The following is a 22,697-nucleotide window of genomic DNA, read 5'->3' on the forward strand; positions in this document are numbered from 1 at the left end:
AATTATGTTAAAGGAAATTACCAGAAAAAACAAGCGAAGTCTTTTCACTTATCCGCTCAAATTACTGATTTTTGTATTACCCAAGTTAACACCTTAAAGTTTATCTTCAGGTAAATCACATGCGGCGCCAATGAAAGCCTTATATAAGCCCTCCGGTCTTTGCGGTCTGCTCAAAAATTCGGGATGATATTGCGCAGCTACAAAAAACTTATTCTTAGTTATTTCAATAACTTCAACCAGATGGTTATCCGGTGAAACTCCAGCGAAGGTCATTCCTGCTTTTTCAAAAGCTTCACGGTATTCATTATTAAATTCATAGCGATGACGATGGCGCTCTTGAATTACTTCTTGATTGTCATAAGCAGCAGCAGTTTTAGTTCCAGGCTTGAGCGCTGCTGGGTAAAGCCCTAAGCGAAGAGTGCCCCCGATATTCTCTTCATCACGCTTATCGGCCATGATGTCAATAACGTTATGACGAGTTTCTTGATTTGTTTCAACTGAATTAGCATCTGTATAGCCTAAAACATCACGGGCAAATTCAACTGTTGCCATTTGCATTCCTAAACACACTCCCAGAAATGGAATGTCATTTTCACGAGCATATTTGATTGCAGTTATCATGCCTTCAAATCCCCGAGCACCAAAACCGCCTGGCACAATTAAACCGTCAGAGCCCTTCATGTAATTGGCAATATTATCCTCAGTGACATCCTCTGCTTGAACCTTATTGATTTCTACATTAGTGTTATAAGCGTAACCAGCATGCTTCAATGCATCTGTAACCGATATATATGCATCTTCAAGTTCAACATATTTTCCAACCAAAGTAATTTTAGTTTTGTATTTTAAGTTCTTAACCCGTTCATCTAGTCGAGCCCATTCGGCCATGTCGGCTTCATTTTTAGGGCTTTCAATATGCAAGAAATCACAAACTTTTTGATCCATGCCCTGTTCTTGAAAAGCCAACGGTAAATCAAACAGCGATGGCGCATCAATTGATTCAATAATGCGGTCAACTGGTACGTCTGTAAAGTTAGAAATCTTATCTTTATGTTCCTGACTAACAGGTATTTCAGCTCGTAAAACCAACATGTTAGGTTGAATGCCAATACTGCGAAGTTCAGCCACTGAATGTTGCGTAGGCTTGGTTTTCATTTCTTGAGCAGCATGCAAATAAGGCACTAAAGTACAGTGAATATACATAACATTTTCTTCACCTACTTCACGCCGCATTTGTCTGATTGCTTCCATAAACGGAGTTGATTCAATATCACCAACTGTGCCGCCAATTTCGGAAATAACCACGTCAGAATCCGTAGTCAATCCAGCGCGCATGATTTTTTGCTTAATCATATCGGTAATGTGGGGAATAACTTGGACAGTGGCTCCATGATAATCGCCTTTACGTTCTTTTTCCAAAACTTCTTTATATATCTTGCCAGTTGTAACATTAGAGTATTTACTTGTGCGTACATCAACAATTCGCTCATAATGTCCAAGATCAAGATCCGCTTCAGTACCATCATCCGTTACAAAAACCTCACCATGTTGGTACGGGTTCATTGTACCAGGGTCGATATTGATATATGGATCGAATTTTTGCATTGTTACTTTTAGACCGCGATTCTTTAATAGTCGGCCCAAGCTTGAAGCAGTAATTCCTTTGCCCAGTGAAGAAACAACGCCACCAGTAACGAAGATATATTTTGTCATTAGCTAAACTCCTTTTCGTAAAAAATAAAAATAATCAAAAATAAAAAAAGCTCCCTTACGGGAGCATAATCGCACATAACGTGCCCAAATAAAATAGTATCATTTTAGGCGATTAAGTCAAGATAATTATTCTTCTTCGTCATCGTCTTCATCAGTTAATTCCGATAGCTGACCTTCAATACCATCTGGTAAGTCTTCTTCTTCCTCATCACTGGCATCATCAAAGTCGTCATCTTCTACAAAGTCGTCAGCATCAGCATCGGCTGCCGCTTCTAAATCATCATCTTCTGGATCATCGTTGTCGTAATCGATAATATCGTCACTACCAGTAGCACTAGCCAAGAAGGCGTTAACTTTCTGGTGATGAGTACGAGAATCTTCTTCATCCTCTTCTTCGGGGTGGTTAACCTCTTCATCAACCGATTCATAAGGAAACCATGAGCGAAGTGCCCAAATATTTTCACCCATTGAAATAAATTCACCATTGGTGTTCATATCTGTGTAAAATTGGGGCAAACGTTCCCTAATTTCCTCGTCGCTCTCACCTAAATACTTCTGTACGGCGTTAACAATATCGGCAAAAGCCATTCTCTTATTGTTATCTTCCAAAATTGCGCGAGCAACTTCAATCATTGATAATTCACTGCGATTTTTGTCTTTAAAGTCGTTTAATCCCACAATTGCATTCCTCTCTTTTAACAATCTTTTTTATTTTACTAGGCGTTTAAGTAAAAATCAACGTGATAGCATAATTACCCACTAAGTATAGTCCACTAAACAGGTCATATTCAATCTGAAGTTCCCTTGAGCCATCATTTTTAGTGAAAAATTTAATTAATTTTGTACTACTATTCAAGTCGGTTTGGTAACCTTGAGCAACATAACGGCACTTTTTTTGCTCACCAACTACAAAATGCAATTGAGAAAAATCATCATTACTTTTACCACGCCTGATAATTACATCATTTTCTTTAATGAGAATTTTGACCGGTATCTTATCATCTTCCAAGTAAGAAATTCTTGTTACGCCACTATTATCAACTAGCTCGCCGTGACCGGTTTTTTTAAAAGTCTCACTTGCATCTTCTTGTTTGATTTCACTAGTAAAATCTATCTTCACTTTAGTCATACTTCAATTAAATTCTCCAAGTACATATTATTATGGAAGAAATCTGCAAGTTTTGCCAAATAGTCCCACAAATAAAAAGCTAACCTGGTTGATTAGCCAATACCATACCGTCAGGTTAGCTTATAAGATAACAAGTTGTTTTTACAGTCTCATTTGTTCTTTTATTATAAAGTAAAACATGGTTTTTATCCAGAAAATATAGTTGGGGCTTTATAGTTTGACCGGCTCTTTAAGCAAATAGCTTTTCGCTAATTTTCTTTAACTTACAGCAAATTGATATCACCTAACAATATAAGCAACGCATTTATAACAATAACAGGCTGAGTAACAAAATACTGCTTAAAACTGATTATACTGGGCTACCTATTTGAGTGCCCATTCTGATCGTAGCTAATACGCGGCCTAAATAGCTATCATTCGTAACTGCCTAAACTTTTGAATCAGCCAAATATGTAATTAAGTAATTTTATTACGGAAAAAAGGACACATCCCAGTTAATACAGCCAAAATGTGTCCTCTTTAATTCTTAAGGAGATTTTTATTTTATAAATAGCGATTCAATTTAGTTCAATATGCTTAAAGATATTCGTTCATTTAATTGACTGTTACTGAAATGGTTTTATCTCTTGGTAACATATCATCGGAATAACTCTGTAGTTCAGTCTCAAGAATATCGAGATTTTCTGTTTTTTCTCTTAAGTAAGCTACCGTTAGAGGTAACAAATCGATACCCTTTTTTGGATCTAAACCTGTTATTGCTTTAATTTTTTGTAGTCTGTATTTTACTGTCTTCGGGTGAACCATCAGCATCTCAGCCAATGTTGACAGTGATACATGACTTTTTGTATACAACCAAAAAGTTATTTGTGTATCTTCATCAACCTGACCCATTTTTTTGCGAGTTGACGGATAGTCCAAGGAAGACCGAACGATATTATACATATTTGTAACTTCATCATAGTGAACTATTGGATCAAATTTACTTGTCAACATCAATGAAAATATAGCTTCTTTAATACTACCAGATAAATCAAAATGGCTTTTGCCAACTCCAACATAAGTATTTTTGGGCAAATTAGCTAAAAAATCAGCCTCTTGTTTAGGTCTCATGACATAAACTCTTTTGTTTTTACCTAAATTAAATGCCAAACGCCATTCAGGCAAGTTTCCAGTAATAGCAGAACCCACAAGTGCTATGTATTTTTCCTCTAAATCAACTCCATTCATTTTTGCACGGCCTTTAAAGCCGTTATTATCAACTGGAACGTCATAATCAGATACATAAAGCCATTCATGCATAAACTTATCAAGCATTTTTAATTCCCCTATTTAACTTTAAATTCGTATAAGTAGTTTATACTATATCATTTAAGCAATTAGATTTGCTAATTACAAATAGGCAGCCAACCAGTTTTAAATTTATACACTTATTAGTTAGTTTTAGTCTGGCAAAATCACCGTTCCATCGCCATCTTTTAAAAATGATGAAATATTATCTAAAGATGTGATAACTGCTTGCTTATTAGTTAACTCAACAAATGAAACAGCTGCTTCAACTTTAGGCTTCATCGATCCGCTGGCAAATTGATTGTCTTGCAAATATTGCTTCATTTCAGAAACTGTTACCTCATGTAAATCTTTTTGATCAGGTTTTTGATAATTAATCGAAACATGCTTTACTGCAGTTAAAATAATCAATTCATCAGCTTCAACTAACTCAGCTAACTTTGCTGCAGAAAAGTCTTTGTCAACGACAGCTTCTACACCCCGAACTTCTTCTTTTTCTCTTACAACCGGTACACCCCCACCGCCTGCGGCAATTAAAGTCATACCATTATCAACTAATACTTTGATTGCATCGGCTTCCATAATATTAATTGGTTTTGGTGATGGGACTACTCTTCTAAATCCACGACCTGCATCTTCGACAATTTCCCAATCAGGATGCTCTTTCTTAATTTCTGGTAGTTCAGATTTATTATAGAAAACTCCAATTGGTTTTGTTGGCTTTTTGAAAGCTGTATCCTGTTCTCCTACAACCGTTCTCGTCAACATAGTCGTAACTTTTACTGGCACGTTTCGTTCATCAGCTTTTACGTTTAACGCATTCGCCAGCCAAAGTCCAATTTCACCCTGAGTCATTGCTCCAACAGTATCTAGCGGCATCGCCGGATTCTTTTCGGAACTACCTTCTAATTCTTGTAACAACAAGTTGCCTACCTGTGGACCATTTCCGTGAGTAATAATTAATTGAATATTTCCTCGAGCAACTAAATCCATCAAGTAGTCTGCCGTTTTCATTAAAGCAGCTTGTTGCGCTTGTGCTGAAGGATCATCAGTTAAAATTGCGTTTCCGCCTAATGCAACAACAATTCTTTTCATATTTTCTCCATTTTTTACATTTTTAGTTTTCCTAATACTAAGGATGCGATTGCCCCTATAGCAACAAGGACTATTATCACCATAAATATCCATTCAATTTTGCTTATTGGATGACCCGTTTCTTTGCGAGCCCGATAATACAAAACAAAACCGATTACATATGCAATAGTGCACAGCCAGAGATACTGGAGGCCTGCAAAAATCATACTTAACACTTCAAAAATTAATGCAATTAGTCCTGGCAAAATTACTTTGATATTCTTTTCTTCCATTCCTATTTTTAATTGATAGGCACCAACTAAGGCATAACAAACTGCAATTGCAGAAGTACATAAAGAATACGCAAAATCATATGCTTTATCCGTAAACAATAGAGTTATCAGAAATAACTGAATTAAAATTTCCGTTAACCACAAAGAATTTGCCGGCGCACGATGCTTGTTCAGCTTTCCAAACCATTTAGGTAATAATCCTTGTTCGGCCATTAATGAAGTTGCCTCAACCGGTAACATTGTCCAAGATAGCCATGCTCCAAGAATTGAAATAATCAAGCCAATAGCGATAAAGGCGCCACCAATTGGTCCGGTCATTTCTTCAAACAAATATAATAAAACGGGATGACGCAATGTCTGTAATTTACTCAATGGTAAATAACCATATGGCAAAATTGAAACCACAACATATATACTTAAAAGTGAAACTAAGCCAATAATCGTTGCTTTCCCGGCATCAGATTTCTTTTTAGCACGGGCAGCCATCGTTGCTGCGCCCTCAATGCCAACAAAAACCCACATCATGACCATCATACAGCCTTTAATTTGCTCAAAAATTCCTGTACCCGTGGCCTGGGAGTACTTGACACTGCCATTAAGATTGGTAGCCATGTTAGCCCAAAAATGACTAGTAAATACTCCTGCCTTAAAGTTAAGAAGTGCAATCACAATGAAAGCAAAAATTGGAATCATTTTGGTAACAGTAACAATAGCATTAATAATGGCTGCAGATTCTATTCCCCGGGTAACCAAAATCGTTAATGCCCAAGAAATAACTGAGGCAAAAACAATTGCACTGATACTATTGCCTGACTTTAAGGAAGGGATAAAGTAACCAAAAGATGACATTAACATTGTTGCGAATGCAACGTTACCTAACCAAGCTGAAAGCCAGTAACCCCAACCAGAAATAAAGCCGACAAAATCACCAAATCCTGCTCTAGCATAATCAGATACACCAGTTAATTCTGGCTTATTTAAAACTAAATAATTAAGGCAGAGCGAAAGCATCAAAACTCCAACTCCGGTAATAGCCCAAGCAATAAGTGCTGCACCTGGGGTAGCCGCCTGAGCTAAAGTTGAAGGCAAATCAAAAATTCCTGACCCAATTGCTGAGCTCACAACCAAGGCAACTAAAGCAGGAAGAGCAATGCCTTGATTCTTAGAATTAGCCATTATTTTCCTGCCTTCTCCAGCTCTGGAACAGCCGGAATGAAGAGATTACCTAACGTGGCAGCCATAATTGCTTTAATTGAGTGTTTTCGATTTTCTGCTTCTTCCCACTGACGAGCATATTCACTTCTAAACACTTCATCAGTGACTTCCATTTCGGTAATACCATATTGTTCTTTTATTTCTTTACCATACTCAGTATGAGTGTCATGAAATGCAGGTAAGCAATGCATGAATATTAGTTGACCTTTAGGAGTACCAGTCTTTTCCATCATTTCCATATTAACTTGATATGGTTTTAGTAGTTTTACTCTGCTTTCCCAATCGGTTTCACCCATTGATACCCAAACATCTGTATAGATGACATTAGAGCCTTCAACACCCTTATCAATATCAGCAGTAACTAACAATTTTGCTCCTGTCTCAGCTGCAAACTTATTTGCTAAGTCAACAACTTCTTGACTCGGATGTAATTCTTCTGGAGCAACAATATGCACATTTACCCCAAGCATTGCTCCTGTAACCAGTAGCGAGTTAGCCATGTTATTACGGCCGTCACCAACAAAAGTTAATGTCAAGCCACGTAGGTGACCGAAGTTTTCCTTTACTGTCATAAAATCTGCAATCATTTGAGTTGGATGCCATTGATCAGTTAAGCCATTCCAAACCGGAACTCCTGAGTACTTGGCTAATTCTTCAACGTCTGATTGTTTAAATCCTCTAAACTCAATTCCATCAAACATCCTGCCTAAAACAATTGCTGTATCTTCAACTGATTCTTTTTTTCCAAGTTGAATATCATTTGAACCTAAATATTCAGGGTGTGCACCTAACTCAATTGCTGCAGTAGTAAAAGCTGAGCGTGTTCTAGTTGAAGTTTTTTCGAAGAGAAGTGCAATATTCTTGCCCTCCAAATAATGATGAGGAATGTTGTTATGCTGCAACGTCTTTAAATGAAGACCAAAATCTACTAAATATTGAATTTCAGCAGGTGTGAAATCTTTTTCAGCTAATAGAGAACGTCCTTGAAATACGGAATTAATTGCCATTTTTTAACCTCTTTTTCTTTTTTCAGTTTTGACTTATAAATCTTCTCGCCATAATGGTTGTGACATGCATCGAGGTCCACCCCGTCCACGTGATAATTCACTTGAGATAATTTCATGCACCAAGATGTCATGCTTTCTCAAGATTTCGTTACTAATATAGTTTCGGTTGTAAGTTACGACTTCGCCCGGAGCAATTGTTAAAGTATTTGAGCCATCGTTCCATTGTTCACGCGGAGCGACAATATCATCACCATTTCCAGTTAAAATCAAATCTAATTCAGAAAGGTGCAAAACTAACTTAAGTGTTTCTTCTAAATCAGTATGATGCTCCATGTTAATTGCACCTTTTTCCCCAGGGGTTAATACAAAAATATTCATTTTCCCAGCTTCATCCATAATTCCTGGAAAAACAGTAAATTGATCTTTGTTAACCATTGTGAAAACAGTATCTAGATGCATCATTGCATGATTATGTGGAATTTCAATTGCAATCACGGTATCAAAATTACTATCTTTATTAGAAAATAATTCTCTGGCTAAACCTTCAACTGATTTAGAAGATGTTCGTTGCGATACTCCGATAGCCAAAACATGATCATTTAGTACCAGCTCATCTCCGCCTTCAATTCTTGTATCGTGATCACGATTACGCCAAATATCTACTTTCCCAGCAAATCGAGGATGATATTTCATCACAAATTCAGTGAAAAGTGATTCGGGACGGCGTGCCGCAAAAGTCATATGATTGATTGTAATTCCAGAACCCATTGACGCTTGTGGATCTCTAGTAAAGTAGGCATTAGGCAATGGGTCAAGCAAAAATGGATTATTTGCATCACTGCCTGCTAAATCGTGCAACGACTCGTTTTTAACATCAAGAGCAACTTCATTTCTACGCACACCACTATATAGCTTTGACACCATGTCCTTGATGTCAAAACTGTTAAGGTATTCTTGCAGAACATCATGCGTTGTTCCCGAACCGTATCCATGCTCATCTAAATACTGCTCAAGAAATTCGTTTTTAATCGATTCGCCTTGAGAGAGTGCTTCGACAGCTAAGTTATCAATATATAAAGTTTCTACACCATTGTTTCTAAGCGTTTCAGCAAAATAGTCATGTTCTTTTTGAGCTATTTTTAGATAAGGAATGTCATCAAATAAAAGACGTTCCATTGTATTCGGCGTAATATTTTCTACTTCTGCACCGGGTCGCTTCAGTAAAACTGTCTTTAATTTTCCGATTTCCGAATTAACATTAATTGCCGGATTATCCATATGTATTTCTCCTTTGTTTATTCTTGAAATCAATAAAAAGCGCTTTCACTAATTTACGTTTACATTATTGCAAAAACGACTTATCGACAAAACGGTAATTTTGCTAGACTTTTTTATCCTAATGGATAAAAGCAGACAAACGAAAAGCACCCCTAATCATTGAAAAAGTGCTTTTATCATTTATTTCTAAATTGCTGGTTAAATTACTATATTATTAAGTAAAACAATAAGACCGTAATGTAACTAACCTAAAAAAAGTAAGTTTGTTATAATCTAAGTAACTAATAGGTTTTTAATTTTAGTCAACAATAGAACTTTGAGGAATTTATATGTCTAAGTTTCAAAGCAGAAAATTAGCCAAAGAAATTGTGCTCCGCGATCCGGTTCACGATTATATCCATATCGAGGATCAAGTGATTTTAGATATCATAGAAACAAAAGAGTTTCAGCGTTTGCGACGAATCAAACAGCTTGGCCCGATTACCTATGTTTTTCCAGGTGCCACGCATACTAGATTCGAACACAATCTAGGAGTTTATGAACTTACACGCGAAATTTGTAATATTTTTGCTGAAAAATATCCTTCTCGTACTCCTGGTGATGGTCTCTGGAACGATGACAATCGGCTTCTGGTTGAATGTGCGGGCTTACTTCATGATATTGGCCATGGTCCATACTCTCATACTTTTGAACATCTTTTTGGCACGAATCATGAAAAACTTGGTCAGAGAATTATCACTGATCCGAACACTGAAATCAATCATGCACTGCGTAAAGTTGGTCCAAATTTCCCTGAACTAGTTGCAAGCGTAATTGCAAAGACATACCCTAATCCCCAAGTAGTTAAGATGATTTCCAGTCAAGCAGACGCTGACCGCATGGATTATCTAAGAAGAGATGCTTATTTCACAGGAGTAACGTACGGAGAATTCGATCTGTCCAGGATTTTACAAGAAATTAGACCATACAGTGGCGGAATTTGTTTCACTATGGCAGGAATGCATGCTGTTGAAGACTATATTGTGTCCCGCTATCAAATGTATCAGCAAGTTTATTTTCATCGTGTTGGTCGATCAATGGAGGTTATCTTGCAGCACTTGCTTGAACGAGCTCAATTTGTTTATCAGCAAGGAAACCTCCAGGTTACTTCAAACTTGGCTACTTTCTTAGCTGGTAGCTGGACATTAGATGACTACCTTAAATTAGATGATGGTGTCATGGAATCAAACTTCTTAATGTGGACAGAGGCAAGTGATCCGATTTTAGCCGATCTTGCGAACTGCTATTTATTCAGGAAACCCTTAGAGAGTGTCTGTATTGATGAAGAAACCGAAAATTTACTACCCAAATTGACTGATCTGATTAAGCAAGCCGGCTTTGACCCAGAATATTATACTGAGACCAATTCGGCTTTTGACGAACCTTATGATGCATATAAACCAAATGGAAAGAACGCTAATAGTCAAATTGAAATTATGCAATCTGATGGACAGTTAATTGAATTATCGCAGCTGAGCCCACTTGTTCGTGCTCTCAACGGAACCATTCAAGGTGACGAGCGTTTCTTTTTCCCTAAAATTATGATGTCAAACAATGAAGAACCACAAATTTTCGATCCGCTGTATCAGCAATTCCAACGCTATATTAAAAACGGCCAATTGCGATACCTAAGAAAACCAAAAAGAAAATAAAAAAGGCTGAACCATTTTAGGTTCAGCTTTTTAATGATAACTTCTTTGACTTTCACATTTAATCCAAAAATTATCATTAGCTATTTGACTCATTACTTATAAATTGTCATTCCCAGTTTCAGGTAAGTGATTTTTTACATATAAAGCCGGTTGTCAACAAAATCAACTAAGCTAAAGTTGTATCTCCCTATCAAATAACTGCTTCATCTGATCATTGAAACTGTGGGCAATGAATATTACTGTTGCAGGTGTTGAAATCACCTGACGCAAAATCTCCATTGTAGCTTTTTGATCGATTGCGCTGGTACCTTCATCAATCAGAATTATCTCGCTTTGATGTACCAGCGCTCGCACCAATACGATTTTTTGTCGTTGACCACCGGAGATATTCAACTTGTTCAAATCTATCTGCTCGTCGAGTCCCTGAGCGAATTTTGCCACATCACCGGCAAACTGGGCTTTCTTAACTAAAGATGGCAAGGCGTTCCTTAGCTTTTTCTTAAACATTGTCATATTATCAGCAATGCTGACTGGGAAAAGAACAGGCTCTTGCGGAATGTATCCTACCCGGCTCATGTCGGGATTGACCACTTTATCACTTTCATCCTTAAAAATAACTTCCCCCGTATTGGGCTTAATCTGTCCCAGAATAATCTTGAATAGGGTTGTTTTACCGGAACCTGAATCACCAGTCAGCAAAATTTTTTCACCTGGTTGAACATCAATATCTGGGAAAAATAGGCTTTCACCATTGGGAAACCTAAGGCTAAGGTTGCGCGTGCTAATAGCAAAAGGAGTTTCAACTTGAGTAGATTGAGCATGTTCAACTATACTGCTTGCTGTTGCAATTTCAGCGTTCAACTTTTCTGTGCCTTTCATCTGACCGTAAGCGCCAACTATTTCTTGAATCGCGGCGCTCATATAGTATTGGCAATTCCCACTAGCAACAAGCACTCCAAAAGCCACTTCGCCGTTTTTGATTAAGTAACCTGAGAGAAAAAGCAAAATAAAAGAAAAGACAACGGATATTAGACCATTAATGCTCGATAAAAATTGCATTACCCCTATTTGCTTGATATTAGCACTCTCTAATTTTTCAGCAGCTGTATCGGTTACCGCAAATAGCTTTGCTCCTGCTAAGTAGCGTCTAATCTCATCAATTCCGTTTAACCATTTATTTAGGTCGTCTAGATATTGTTGATTGCTATCTGAAATTTGCATTGATGCTTTTTGCAAAGGTTTTTCAATTAACTTAGGTATTGCTAAAGAAACAAACGTCATGATGGCAATTGTTAATAACAGACTCCAATGTAGAGTAATCAGTAAGACTAAAACAGATATAAGCAAAGCTATACTACCGGTTAAGTTTAAAAACGCATCGAGATAATTTTCTTTATTTTGCACTAAATCATTCGTTAAACGGTTTTGGACTTTTGCTACAGAATGTTCAAGTCCATCTTCATAAAAATGATCCGTAATTTGCTGACGTAAAATGATATTGTATTGTTCTTCTTGTTTAGATACCAGATAGTCATTTAGTCCTTGTAAAAAATAGTCAAACAAAATAACTAGAAAATCTATTGCCATGGTTGTAAAACATGTTCTCAGATCATAGCTTTTTATTGCTGTTGTAATAACAATGATTAGCTGAGTAGCGACAATCATTAATACATAAAAGGTAATATTATTAATCATTAACCAGATAAATCTTATTGGATTAATTTTGAAAAAATCGCTAATTGTCATTTTCTTTTCCTTTCTTGATATTCGTAGTCAAATGGATTTGCTTGTCAAATTTTGCCTTTAAATCAGGACTAAAATTATGCGCAATTAGCAGAATCGTCGCTTCTGTCTTTAGCAGCTCATTGATAATTTGCTTGACACCTTCCCTGTCAATTGCACTAGTGGCTTCATCAAGTAAAAGAAACTCGTCATCATGAATTTCCGCCCGTGCCAGAAAAACTTTTTGTTTTTGTCCACCAGATAAGTTATTTTGGTCTAAGTCAATTAAAGTGTCGGCATGAGCTGGCAACTTGGCCAAATCCGGTGCTAACTGCACTTTTTGAATAATGTCACCAATTTTGCTTTTCAGCTGCTGATTGAACATCATAATATTATTAGCAATGGTATCGGGAAAAAGGCTTGCATCTTGAGCTATGTAACCAACGTGGGCTTCACTCGGCTTAACCACCTGGCCCTTGTCATTTGTATACAGCACCTCTCCACATGTAGGTTCAATCTGACCTAGTAAAACTTTGAACAAAGTTGATTTTCCAGTTCCTGAATCTCCAGTCAAAAGAACCTTTTCGCCTTTTCGGATTTCAAAATCAGGATAAACGATAGTTTCACCATGAGGATATTTAATCCTTAAATTATGGCTTTGAATTCCACTAACAGGAATACTTTTAGGTTTATCTGCAATAATTTCAGCTGATTTTGCTATTTGATTCCGCAGTTTTTGAGTAGACTTAATCTTAGTCATTGCGCTAATAACTTCCCAAAGGCCATTAAAAATGACCGATGAAAAACTAGCACTTACTAGCCAGTCGCCAATCGTCACCTGATGATTAAAAAATAAAACTGCGCCCCAAAGGCCAATTCCTATTTGACCAATAGCATTACCGATGCCATTAATAATTTCTGAAGTGCCTTCTAGCTTTTTTTGCCGAATGTTAGCATTAGCTAGCTCTTGACTGCTTTGATTGATTGCCTGCTTTAGATTTTCTTTAGCATGATATCGACGCAATTCGCTTAAACCTGAGAACCAATTAGCAATTGTATTTAGTAAAATCGAATTCTTTTCAGCAGCTTGTGCAGAGGATTCGGATAACTTTTTGGACAGTATTTGGGGTAAAATCAATACAACTACTGTTACCAAAAATGTTGCAGTCACAAGAGACCAGTGCATCGTAAACATTGCGGTAATAGCCATTAAAACCTTTAAAAGCATACTCCAAATGTTAATCCAGGGATTGGCATAATTATCAGTTAAAACCTTTAAATTATTTACTAACTGATTTTCTATTTCTGTTATTTGCTCAGTTCCTTGTTCGTAGTATTGCTTCATTATGCGAGCTCGTATTTGATGCAAGTATTTTTGTATTTGTGTATTGAATAGATAAGTGGCTAAGGGCGATAAGAAAAAAGAAAGTAATCCCACACCCGTTATAATTAACAGCCAAAGAACTGCTCTATTCCAGTTTCCTTTAGTCAAGTTATCAGTTGCATATTTTAATAAATAATTATTTAGCGTATCCGCAATTGCAGCGATTACGTAAACCATCATCATTATTATGGCTCGAGGTATATTTGATTTAAGAAGGTCCTTTAGGGACATTGTGCTCATCCTCTCTCTTTTTGTTTTCTTTTATTAAACTCTAGTCTTTTTCAAATACAATAGACTTTGAGTAAGCGGTCATTTCATATAACTAAGTGGCCGATTTTAGGACACAAAAAAACCTGCTTTAAAATAGAGCAGGTTTATCTTGAACTAAAAAATCCACGTTCAAGCGTGGATTTTTCATATTTTTATTTATGTTTATTTTCTTGGTATCTTGTATTAAACAATGGACTAAGTGGTTCATTCTTTTGAATGCACTTAATTGCATCCCCTATAAGAGGACCAACGGAGACAAGCAACGTTTTGTCTAGTTTCTTTTCATCTGGCTGGTTAATTGAATCAGTTAAAACAAGATTTTTAATCGGCGAATCGTTTAATCGCTGTACAGCAGGTCCAGATAACACCGCGTGAGTCGCACTAGCATATACTTCAGTAGCACCCGCATCGATTAGCGCCTGCGCAGCTAAAGTGATTGTACCAGCAGTATCAATCATGTCATCAATAATAATTGCTCGCTTACCTTTAACATCACCAATAATGTTCATAACTTCTGCAACATTTGCCCGCGGACGACGTTTGTCGACAATTGCAATTGACGTACCTAAAAATTCAGCCAGTTTACGTGCACGAGTAACACCACCATGATCAGGTGACACAACCACTGCATCTTTTTCCAAGCTCTTACACAGGAAGTAATCAGCCAATAATGGTGCGCCCATTAAGTTATCAACCGGAATGTCGAAAAAGCCTTGAATTTGCGGAGCATGCAAGTCTAATGACAAGACTCTGGTTGCACCGGCTTCTTGAAGCATATCTGCAACTAATTTTGCAGTGATTGGTTCACGTGGACGGGTTTTACGGTCCTGACGAGCATATCCGTAATACGGAATCACAATGTTAATCGTCTGCGCACTTGCTCGACGAACTGCATCAATCATAATCAAAAGCTCCATCAAATTATCATTTACTGGAACACTCAATGATTGAATCAAATACACATCTTTGCCACGAACTGATTCGTCAATATTAATTTGAATTTCACCATCACTAAATCGTTGAACACTAGATTCACTGAGTGGAATACCAACACGATCAGCAATTTTCTCAGCTAACGGTACATTCGAATTAAGGGCAAACAACATCATATTGTCTTTATAAGACATAATTTCCTCCGTATTATATTTGTCTACAACTTATTATTTTACCAAAAGTTGCCAAAAAAAGTTATTACTTATCATTTATTATTCAACTTTCCTAAGCTACATTCAAGCCTTTGGTACTAAATATTAAATTTCAAGTGGTCTTCTTTTCAAATTAATTTACAGCGTATTTTAATTTCTGAACAATACTAACAATTGATAATAAAAAGCCCTGAACAAACAATTCAGGACTTCTTAGTTTAATTTTCTTGTAAAACTTGACCAACGTTGCCGTGGTGATCAGCTAAAAGCTGACTAGCCTCAGCTTTATTTTTGCCAGTTTTAATCATTACAATTGCCAATCCAACTTCGTTATCAGTTTCCTTCAAAGTCTTTGCTGCTTCTTCAAGGCTTGCTCCGGTAGTTGTGCTGATAATGCGACAAGCACGATCAACCAGTTTGGTATTAGTTGGTTGAACATTAATCATCACATTTTGATATACCTTACCCTGTCTAATCATTACGCCGGTTGAAATTGTATTTAAAATTAGTTTTTGAGCAGTACCAGCTTTCATTCGGGTTGATCCCGTAATTACCTCAGGACCAACTACAGCTTCAATAGCAGTCTGTGCATGAAGTCCAATTTCTGAATTTGGAACACATGCAATCGAAACGGTATATGCACCAACGCTTTTAGCATAATCAAGACAGCCAATTACATACGGAGTCCTGCCACTTGCAGCTAGTCCTAAAACTGTGTCTTGCGGGGTTAAATTTAGATTATGCAAATCGCTTTTACCTAGATCAATAGAATCTTCGGCACCTTCAACAGCACAATACATTGCTTCCTTGCCACCAGCAATCAGCCCAACTGCACGCTCAGGTTTAATGCCATAAGTTGGAACTAATTCAGCTGCATCAAGCACACCCAATCTGCCACTAGTACCTGCTCCAACATAAATTAACCGGCCTCCTTGGGCGTAAAGTTTGGCTGCCTCATCAATCGCTTGTGCAATTTTTTGCGCCTGAGTTCCAACCGCTTTTGCTACTTTTTGGTCTTCTTGATTGATTGTCTTAACCATTTCAAGTGTCGACATCGTATCAATGTGTTTGGTAGCTGGATTTCGGGTTTCAGTAACTAATTTGTTAATCTTCATTAATCTCACTCATACTTTTTATTTGGTGACTACAGTAACCGCAGTTTGTCCAGCATCTATCTTTCCAGAAACATCTGGGGAAATTTTAGCAACATCATCCATATTTGTAATAATAGTCATGACATCAGCTGCTTTTTCAGCCTTTTTAATTGCCGCTACATCCATTTTAGCAATGATATCACCGCGTTTAACATCCTGTCCACTTGCTACTTTAATTTCAAAAGGGGCACCTTTTAAATCAACAGTATCAATACCAAAGTGCAAAATAATTTCTAACGATCCTTGCGTAGTTTCCATTGTAATTGCATGCTTAGTATCCATTATTGTTAATATCCGGCCATCAGCTGGAGCAACAATTGTTTCGCTATCGGGAACAACCGCAAAACCATCACCGACCATTTTTTGCGAAAAGACATCATCAGGAACTGCAGACAATTCTTCAAATTGGCCACTAACTGGGCTTGCTAGATCCACGGTAATATTTTCAGTTGCAACTGTTTTTGTTTCAGCAGGTGTATGCACTGTATCAGCGCTAGCAGGCGTTTCAATTAAAGAACCATCTTCATTTTTCGCAACCATTGCACTCTTAGGCACACCCCAGAAGTAAGTTAAAATAAAACCGCCAATGTATGCGGATAGTAGTCCAACACAGTAAATAAGCGCTTTGTTATTTGCAATTAATGGAATTAGGGCAACACCAGAAGTACCAATAGCTACAGAACCAACATTACCAAAAGCACCTAAAACAGCACCGCCGACACCACCGCCAAGACAAGCAGTAATAAATGGTCTACCAAGTGGTAGTGAAACCCCATAAATTAACGGTTCACCAACACCTAAAATACCAACAGGTAAAGCTCCTTTGATCAACTTAGTTAACTGCTTGTTTTTACGACATTTTACCCATAATGCAATTGCAGTACCGACTTGACCACCACCGGCCATTGCTAGAATAGGCAATAGTGGAGTATAACCCATTTTCTGAATCATTTGTAAGTGAATTGGCGTTAATATTTGGTGTAAGCCCAGCATTACCATTGGTAAAAATGCAGTTCCTAAGATAAAGCCAGCTATTGGTCCACCGACTTTCAAAACCCAATTAATGCTACCAACAAGTGAATTAGATAGCCAGCCAGCAAATGGCATAATTAAGAAAATCGTTGCTAAACCCATTATTAACACTGTTAAGAACGGCGTAAAGATAATATCAATGGAATCAGCAATATGCTTGTGGAAAAACTTCTCAACGTAAGACAATAGCCAAACGCCAATCAGAACACCGATAATTCCGCCTTGACCTGCTGCTAAAGGTTGTCCATCAAAAATGTTGGGAATTGTCACCGGAGCAATTACTCCTGGTAAATAAACAATTCCACCTATTATTCCGCCTAAACCAGGTGTTGCACCAAATTCTTTAGCGGCATTTATTCCCACGTAAATATTAAGAAAAGTAAATAAACCACTTGAAATCACACCTAGGACAGTCAAGCTTAAAGACCAGCTTGCTGGCACCATTTTGACGGCCATCATATTCTTTAAGATGCCTGAAACTCCAGAGATTAATCCAGCACCAATAAAGGCGGGAATTAAAGGAATAAAAATAGCTGAAATATGCTGTAAAGCTGCTCGCCACCAAGTATTCTTCTGGCTAGCTTTTTGAGCCGCGTGGACTTCGTTTGCTTTTTGCATAACTTCATTTTTATCCTGCTCATATGAACTAGTAGAGCCTTCACCTGCGTTTTCAGGAAATGGTTCACTTTCTTTAACACCAGCAGCATCAACCATTTTTTGAGCAACCTTTGCATTGACACCAGAACCGACAACAATTTCTAGGGTATCGCCTTCAACGACGCCCAAAACACCATCAATTTTTTTCAGTCCTGCAATGCTAACCTTGCTACTATCTCTAACGATGATCCGTAATCGGGTCATACAGTGATAAAGTGACTGAACGTTTGATATTCCGCCAATCTGGCTGTATATTTCTTTAGCCATCTCAGCATATTTATCTGTACTCATTTCTTCCTCCTAAATTTGAAAACAAAATTATTATATAATTAAATATACCAATTTTCAACTATTATATAAACTTGCTTATTTTTAAGCGGTTTACTCAATAAACCTAGCTTATACCAATATTAATAAAATTTGCTATTTCAACCATTTTTGTTGATAAAGCTTGATTAAATCACGTGATTTTTCAACTGCCTTAGCACTGTTTTGAAAATCATGACTAAAATATAAATAAAAAATCACATTAATAACATAAAACTGTCCAGCGATTGAGTTAGTTGCTCCCACTCTGACATCAGGCTCAATTGGCTTGCATGTGGTTAACGCTAAGTCAGCTATTTTCAGTAAACTATTTTGACCAAACATCGTTAAGGTAATTACAAATAAATGATGCTGCTTAGCATAGTTAGCCAAATATAAACATTCTGGCGTTTCGCCGGAATTAGAAATCAGCCACAAGGTACTTTTTGCAGTTGCACTGGCAATTTGTGTTAGTAAAACATGGAAATCTTCTTCACACGTGACATTGCAACCAATTCTAGTCCATTTCTGATAAATGTCTTTGGCGGCTAGCGACGAAGCTCCAAGACCAAATACATAAATATGATTTGTTTCTATTAGTTTCGTAACAACTTCTTCACAAACTTTTTTATTAAGTAAATTCTGAGTTTGACTAAGATTTTCTATCTCATTTTTGATCAACTTATTACTAATCGATTCAAATGACTCATTAGCATTAATATCAAGCTGTGTATCTTTCGTATCACTTTCTTCTTGAGCAGCTAAATCACGCGAAAGCATTACTTTCATAGTCGTATACGAATCAATTTGTAAACTTTTGACTAGCCGAGAAACAGTTGCAGCACTAGTTTTTGAAGCTTCCGCTAAATTGTTAATTCCCATTTGGACAGCTTTTTGGGGATTGCTTAAAATATAATCAGCAATTTTTTTTTCTGAAGTGGTCAAATATTTTCTGGCTGCCTCGACACGGCTCTTAAAATTCATTTTTATACTCCATTACCTTTTATTTTCTAGCATAATACCTTAGGCTAGAAAATTTCATTAACTTTTTCACCCTCCTTTGTTTACGCTTTCATTATATATTATTGAAATATTTTTTCAACATATTTTTTATTTAAGTGATAATTTTTTTCATAAATTGACAAAAAAAGCTAAAAGCACATTCAAAGTGCTTTTAGCCGTTGAGAATTTTTTATTTTACTAATAAAAACTCATCCGTATTTAATCGATGAGCGCCCAGCCTAGTTACTATGTGGTTAGAGTGCTCACGTATTGGCTTCAAAATAGAATCATGAGTATATGAAATAAATGTAATTGAATACTTCTCATCAATTGCACTTTGAACCGTGGCTTTAAGGCAATTCTGACTCATCAAACCAACAACAAAAATATTCTCAGGTTTCATCTGATGAATCTTTTGAGCCAAATTTGATTCTTTAAACGCATTATCTTCTTTTTTGGTAAAAACAGGCGCTGCATCTACAATTTTGAGTTTTGCAGATAAATCTCCATGATTTTCCTGTTTAATATAAAAAATCGGCTCATTACTTTCTTCAAAAGTTTTGATAATACGATTAATTTGGTTAATCCGTCTAGAAAGACCTGATTTTCCTCCTAAAAATCGCATGGGCTGTTCTTGAACGTCAACAACAAGTAGCAAATTATCTGCTGGCATGGTTATCCTCTCGCATGATGAATAGTATATAAACTAATAACTCTTAATATATTATATAGAGATACAGTTAATTGGCTGATTACTTAATCAATCTACTATTTCTGTATCTGCTTTCATTATAACGCGTTAGCAGGAACTTTCAATATAATCATTATTACAAAAAATGAAAATTTGTTACAAAAAGGTAATAGTCATTATTATTCCAGCAATAAATACTATTTAAATTTCACCTTATTAGCTCAGATGTTTTTAGCTAATACTCTGTTTGAAAAATTATCCTTTGACCAGCTTCAATATAATCCAATAAAGGTAAGTCGGCAGGGACCACCCTTGCCAAAACATTGATTCGATCATCAGCCGGTAGATCGCATCTAGTAATTTGTAATTCGCTTTGATAGCGTAAGTATCGACGATTATCACAGGTAATTGTTCCCTTTGGCCGTGGCATGATTTCTTCCTGTGGTTCAGTATCAAATAGCTGACGAACCCGTCCTTCTGTCAGACGAACAACATCGCGAGCAACATCGGGACGATTATGCCATTCATGCTCAAATAAATCTGGTAGGTCATCATCGATATGCAACGTTACCGAATCTGTTTTCACATAATTGGTAAAACTAATAACCGTGGACGATTTCAAAGCTGCATCCCCAATAAAAATACAGTCGCAACTTAGTTTTTTTAATTCAAGCATTGCCGCCAGCGGATTTTCGTTACGTTGTTTTTCAAGTGTTGGTAATCCAGCATTAATTGGACCGCGACGTTTGCTGTCTCCAGCCACAAAGGCAACGGTTTGTAAATTCATTTGATGAAGCCACTTGTTCTTTTCTTCAAACCAAACTGAATCAAGCCCAGTTTCAGGACGAGGGTAATAATTATGCCATGCCAAAAGATGATTAAAATCTGCTCCATGTACCCGTAAGTCGTTAATTTCATCTTCATTAATCGTACTTGCATTTAGGGCAATTGTCATTTCTTTAGATAGTTTTGCAATTAAATTAGCATCAACTCCATCGTCAATTCTCAATCCTGTTAAGTTTAAAGACTTAATCTGATCCATATCATTGATTGAAATGCCGAGTTCTTTAAGTCCTTTTTGGGAAACATCAGCAATTACGTTGGTTTCCAGATTTTGACACCATTTAATTAATTCACTTAGCCTTTTCAAAACGACACTTGTATCATCTTCAGGAATATGCAAAGAAGTAAAAACCGTGGTCAAACCTGCATTACGCATTGCCAAGAGATAATTATAATCATCTGCTGTTAAATCGTGGTTAAGATACATTGAAAAACCTAACATGTTTTCCATTTCTCCCTTTTCTTTATATCGAACAAAATTACTAGATATTATTATACTATGTTATTGACAAAAATAAGTGCCTAATCAAAAAAAAGCCGTATTAATTCACGGCTTTTTTTGATTATTCAACTTAAAAATCAGCCTTAATCTTCTCGAAGATTAAAAGTACTCCACGGTTCAACTAAGTCTAATAAATCCATGTCATCATCACTTAAATGACCAACTAAATTTCTTCGACCATCATTTTTAAACGGTGTCAGTACTACTTGTAGTTCACCTTTGTATCGCGGATACTTTTCGTTAACAACAACAATATCGCCAATTTCAAATGTTATCGGCTCATTGTTATGAGCTGGAATTTTTTCTTCAGCGTATACAACACGCGTCTTAGTGTCTCGCAATAAAAACTCAGAAGCATCTCCGCGATACAGGTGTGCATCCTGCAAGCAAATTGTTCGTTCAATTTGAGAAACATCTTTTTCGAATTTAATTCCCATGGTTGGAAATGTACTATTAAATGCTTTAGCTGCTGCAGCTAGTTCTTCTTCACTTGCGAAAGCATTTCCGATAATAATGTCATCAATCATTTTGGTTAAACGCAAGTGCGTAACCTGACTGTAGATATTTCTTAAACGGTCATTCTCCATGGTTGGAAGCCCTTCGTGAACCGGCCATGGGCCAAATTGCGCATTTTTCGAAGAAATAAACGCTGCTGTGTGAAGACCATATTCACGGTACTTGAATGAGTAGTCCATAAAAATATCTTCACTTAACCCAGTATATTCCTGGGGATAGAAGTTGTGACAGCCAACTAAGTTATCCGGTTCCGGATCATAAGACATAATACTGTCAAGATAATTCGTGCCACGACTCATGTTTAACTCAATCTTTAAACCGTATGGATTATGAGTCATTGCAGCTTCTTCCATGCCACTGAAGCCTTCATCTAGACGCAGCCCCCAAACCCCTAAGTCATGAAAGAAGGCCAAATTATTGTACTTGATATTTAACTCCTTAAATAAGCCGGGATTTATATCAACTACGGTGGTAAAGCCTAGTTTATTAGCATATTCAATATCTTTTTTTAACTTTGCCAATAAGTCTTCGCCATCAGCACTTTTTAATTGTAAAAGTGATGTAAAAATGCGCGTATAGCCATATTTATGGGACAAATCCATATATTTTTTATCTTGCTCAAAGGTACTTTGTTCAGGATAAAGTGAAATACCTAACTGTTTCATATGATTATTGCTCCTTAAACCTTATCTAATTTATTTGGATCTATTTTATTTGATGCAATGAAGAACTATTTTAAAAATAGTAATTATTTCGCTACTAGGAAAGCAATTATTCTCTCACAAT

The 22,697-nt window shown here is 36.7% G+C and carries 18 protein-coding genes; 1 reads left to right on the top strand and 17 read right to left on the bottom strand.

Annotation, left to right across the window (positions count from 1 at the left end; translation table 11 throughout):
- Positions 1-93 precede the first annotated feature (93 nt).
- From pyrG to arcA, 8 genes are all read right to left on the bottom strand, one after another.
- Positions 94-1,713, bottom strand: a complete 1,620-nt coding sequence (gene pyrG, locus AC2JF9_RS03890) for a CTP synthase (RefSeq protein ID WP_500725487.1) — start codon at positions 1,711-1,713, stop codon at positions 94-96.
- Between the two features lie 126 nt (positions 1,714-1,839).
- Positions 1,840-2,391: a DNA-directed RNA polymerase subunit delta gene (gene rpoE / locus AC2JF9_RS03895; RefSeq protein WP_500725488.1), complete on the bottom strand. Its 552-nt coding sequence runs from the start codon at positions 2,389-2,391 to the stop codon at positions 1,840-1,842.
- Positions 2,392-2,437: 46 nt separating this feature from the next.
- The gene (locus tag AC2JF9_RS03900) at positions 2,438-2,842 is read right to left on the bottom strand and encodes a DUF1934 family protein (RefSeq protein WP_500725489.1); all 405 of its coding nucleotides are present in this window, start codon (positions 2,840-2,842) and stop codon (positions 2,438-2,440) included.
- Positions 2,843-3,436: 594 nt separating this feature from the next.
- The gene (locus AC2JF9_RS03905; protein ID WP_500725490.1) at positions 3,437-4,156 is read right to left on the bottom strand and encodes a helix-turn-helix domain-containing protein; all 720 of its coding nucleotides are present in this window, start codon (positions 4,154-4,156) and stop codon (positions 3,437-3,439) included.
- Between the two features lie 126 nt (positions 4,157-4,282).
- Positions 4,283-5,224, bottom strand: coding sequence for a carbamate kinase (gene arcC, locus AC2JF9_RS03910; RefSeq protein ID WP_500725491.1), 942 nt, complete (start codon positions 5,222-5,224; stop codon positions 4,283-4,285).
- Positions 5,225-5,238: 14 nt separating this feature from the next.
- A complete protein-coding gene (arcD, locus tag AC2JF9_RS03915; RefSeq protein ID WP_500725492.1) occupies positions 5,239-6,672 on the bottom strand; it encodes an arginine-ornithine antiporter in 1,434 nt (477 codons plus the stop codon).
- Positions 6,672-7,718, bottom strand: a complete 1,047-nt coding sequence (gene argF, locus AC2JF9_RS03920; RefSeq protein ID WP_500725493.1) for an ornithine carbamoyltransferase — start codon at positions 7,716-7,718, stop codon at positions 6,672-6,674. The genes arcD and argF overlap by 1 nt, the downstream gene beginning before the upstream one ends.
- A gap of 33 nt (positions 7,719-7,751) precedes the next feature.
- Positions 7,752-8,996: an arginine deiminase gene (gene arcA, locus AC2JF9_RS03925; protein WP_500725494.1), complete on the bottom strand. Its 1,245-nt coding sequence runs from the start codon at positions 8,994-8,996 to the stop codon at positions 7,752-7,754.
- 329 nt (positions 8,997-9,325) lie between these two features.
- On the opposite strand from arcA, the gene AC2JF9_RS03930 reads away from it, so the two are divergent.
- Positions 9,326-10,687 carry an HD domain-containing protein gene (locus AC2JF9_RS03930; protein WP_500725495.1) on the top strand — a complete coding sequence of 454 codons (1,362 nt, stop codon included), beginning with the start codon at positions 9,326-9,328 and terminating at the stop codon, positions 10,685-10,687.
- 171 nt (positions 10,688-10,858) lie between these two features.
- Here AC2JF9_RS03930 and AC2JF9_RS03935 read toward each other — a convergent pair whose 3' ends face one another.
- From AC2JF9_RS03935 to AC2JF9_RS03975, 9 genes are all read right to left on the bottom strand, one after another.
- Positions 10,859-12,433: an ATP-binding cassette domain-containing protein gene (locus AC2JF9_RS03935; RefSeq protein WP_500725496.1), complete on the bottom strand. Its 1,575-nt coding sequence runs from the start codon at positions 12,431-12,433 to the stop codon at positions 10,859-10,861.
- Positions 12,423-14,024 carry an ATP-binding cassette domain-containing protein gene (locus AC2JF9_RS03940; RefSeq protein WP_500725497.1) on the bottom strand — a complete coding sequence of 534 codons (1,602 nt, stop codon included), beginning with the start codon at positions 14,022-14,024 and terminating at the stop codon, positions 12,423-12,425. The genes AC2JF9_RS03935 and AC2JF9_RS03940 overlap by 11 nt, the downstream gene beginning before the upstream one ends.
- Before the next feature lie 191 nt (positions 14,025-14,215).
- The gene (locus tag AC2JF9_RS03945) at positions 14,216-15,190 is read right to left on the bottom strand and encodes a ribose-phosphate diphosphokinase (RefSeq protein ID WP_500725498.1); all 975 of its coding nucleotides are present in this window, start codon (positions 15,188-15,190) and stop codon (positions 14,216-14,218) included.
- 236 nt (positions 15,191-15,426) lie between these two features.
- A complete protein-coding gene (gene murQ, locus AC2JF9_RS03950; RefSeq protein ID WP_500725499.1) occupies positions 15,427-16,323 on the bottom strand; it encodes an N-acetylmuramic acid 6-phosphate etherase in 897 nt (298 codons plus the stop codon).
- An 18-nt stretch (positions 16,324-16,341) separates the two neighbouring features.
- A complete protein-coding gene (locus AC2JF9_RS03955; RefSeq protein ID WP_500725500.1) occupies positions 16,342-18,342 on the bottom strand; it encodes a glucose PTS transporter subunit IIA in 2,001 nt (666 codons plus the stop codon).
- Between the two features lie 132 nt (positions 18,343-18,474).
- On the bottom strand, positions 18,475-19,341 hold the full coding sequence (locus tag AC2JF9_RS03960; protein WP_500725501.1) for a MurR/RpiR family transcriptional regulator: 867 nt from the start codon (positions 19,339-19,341) through the stop codon (positions 18,475-18,477).
- Positions 19,342-19,549: 208 nt separating this feature from the next.
- Positions 19,550-20,032, bottom strand: a complete 483-nt coding sequence (locus tag AC2JF9_RS03965) for a cysteine hydrolase family protein (protein WP_500725502.1) — start codon at positions 20,030-20,032, stop codon at positions 19,550-19,552.
- Between the two features lie 253 nt (positions 20,033-20,285).
- Positions 20,286-21,335, bottom strand: a complete 1,050-nt coding sequence (locus tag AC2JF9_RS03970) for a DUF871 domain-containing protein (protein ID WP_500725821.1) — start codon at positions 21,333-21,335, stop codon at positions 20,286-20,288.
- A gap of 143 nt (positions 21,336-21,478) precedes the next feature.
- On the bottom strand, positions 21,479-22,576 hold the full coding sequence (locus tag AC2JF9_RS03975; RefSeq protein WP_500725503.1) for a DUF871 domain-containing protein: 1,098 nt from the start codon (positions 22,574-22,576) through the stop codon (positions 21,479-21,481).
- Positions 22,577-22,697: the final 121 nt, after the last annotated feature.

Source organism: Lactobacillus sp. C449L, assembly GCF_059900815.1.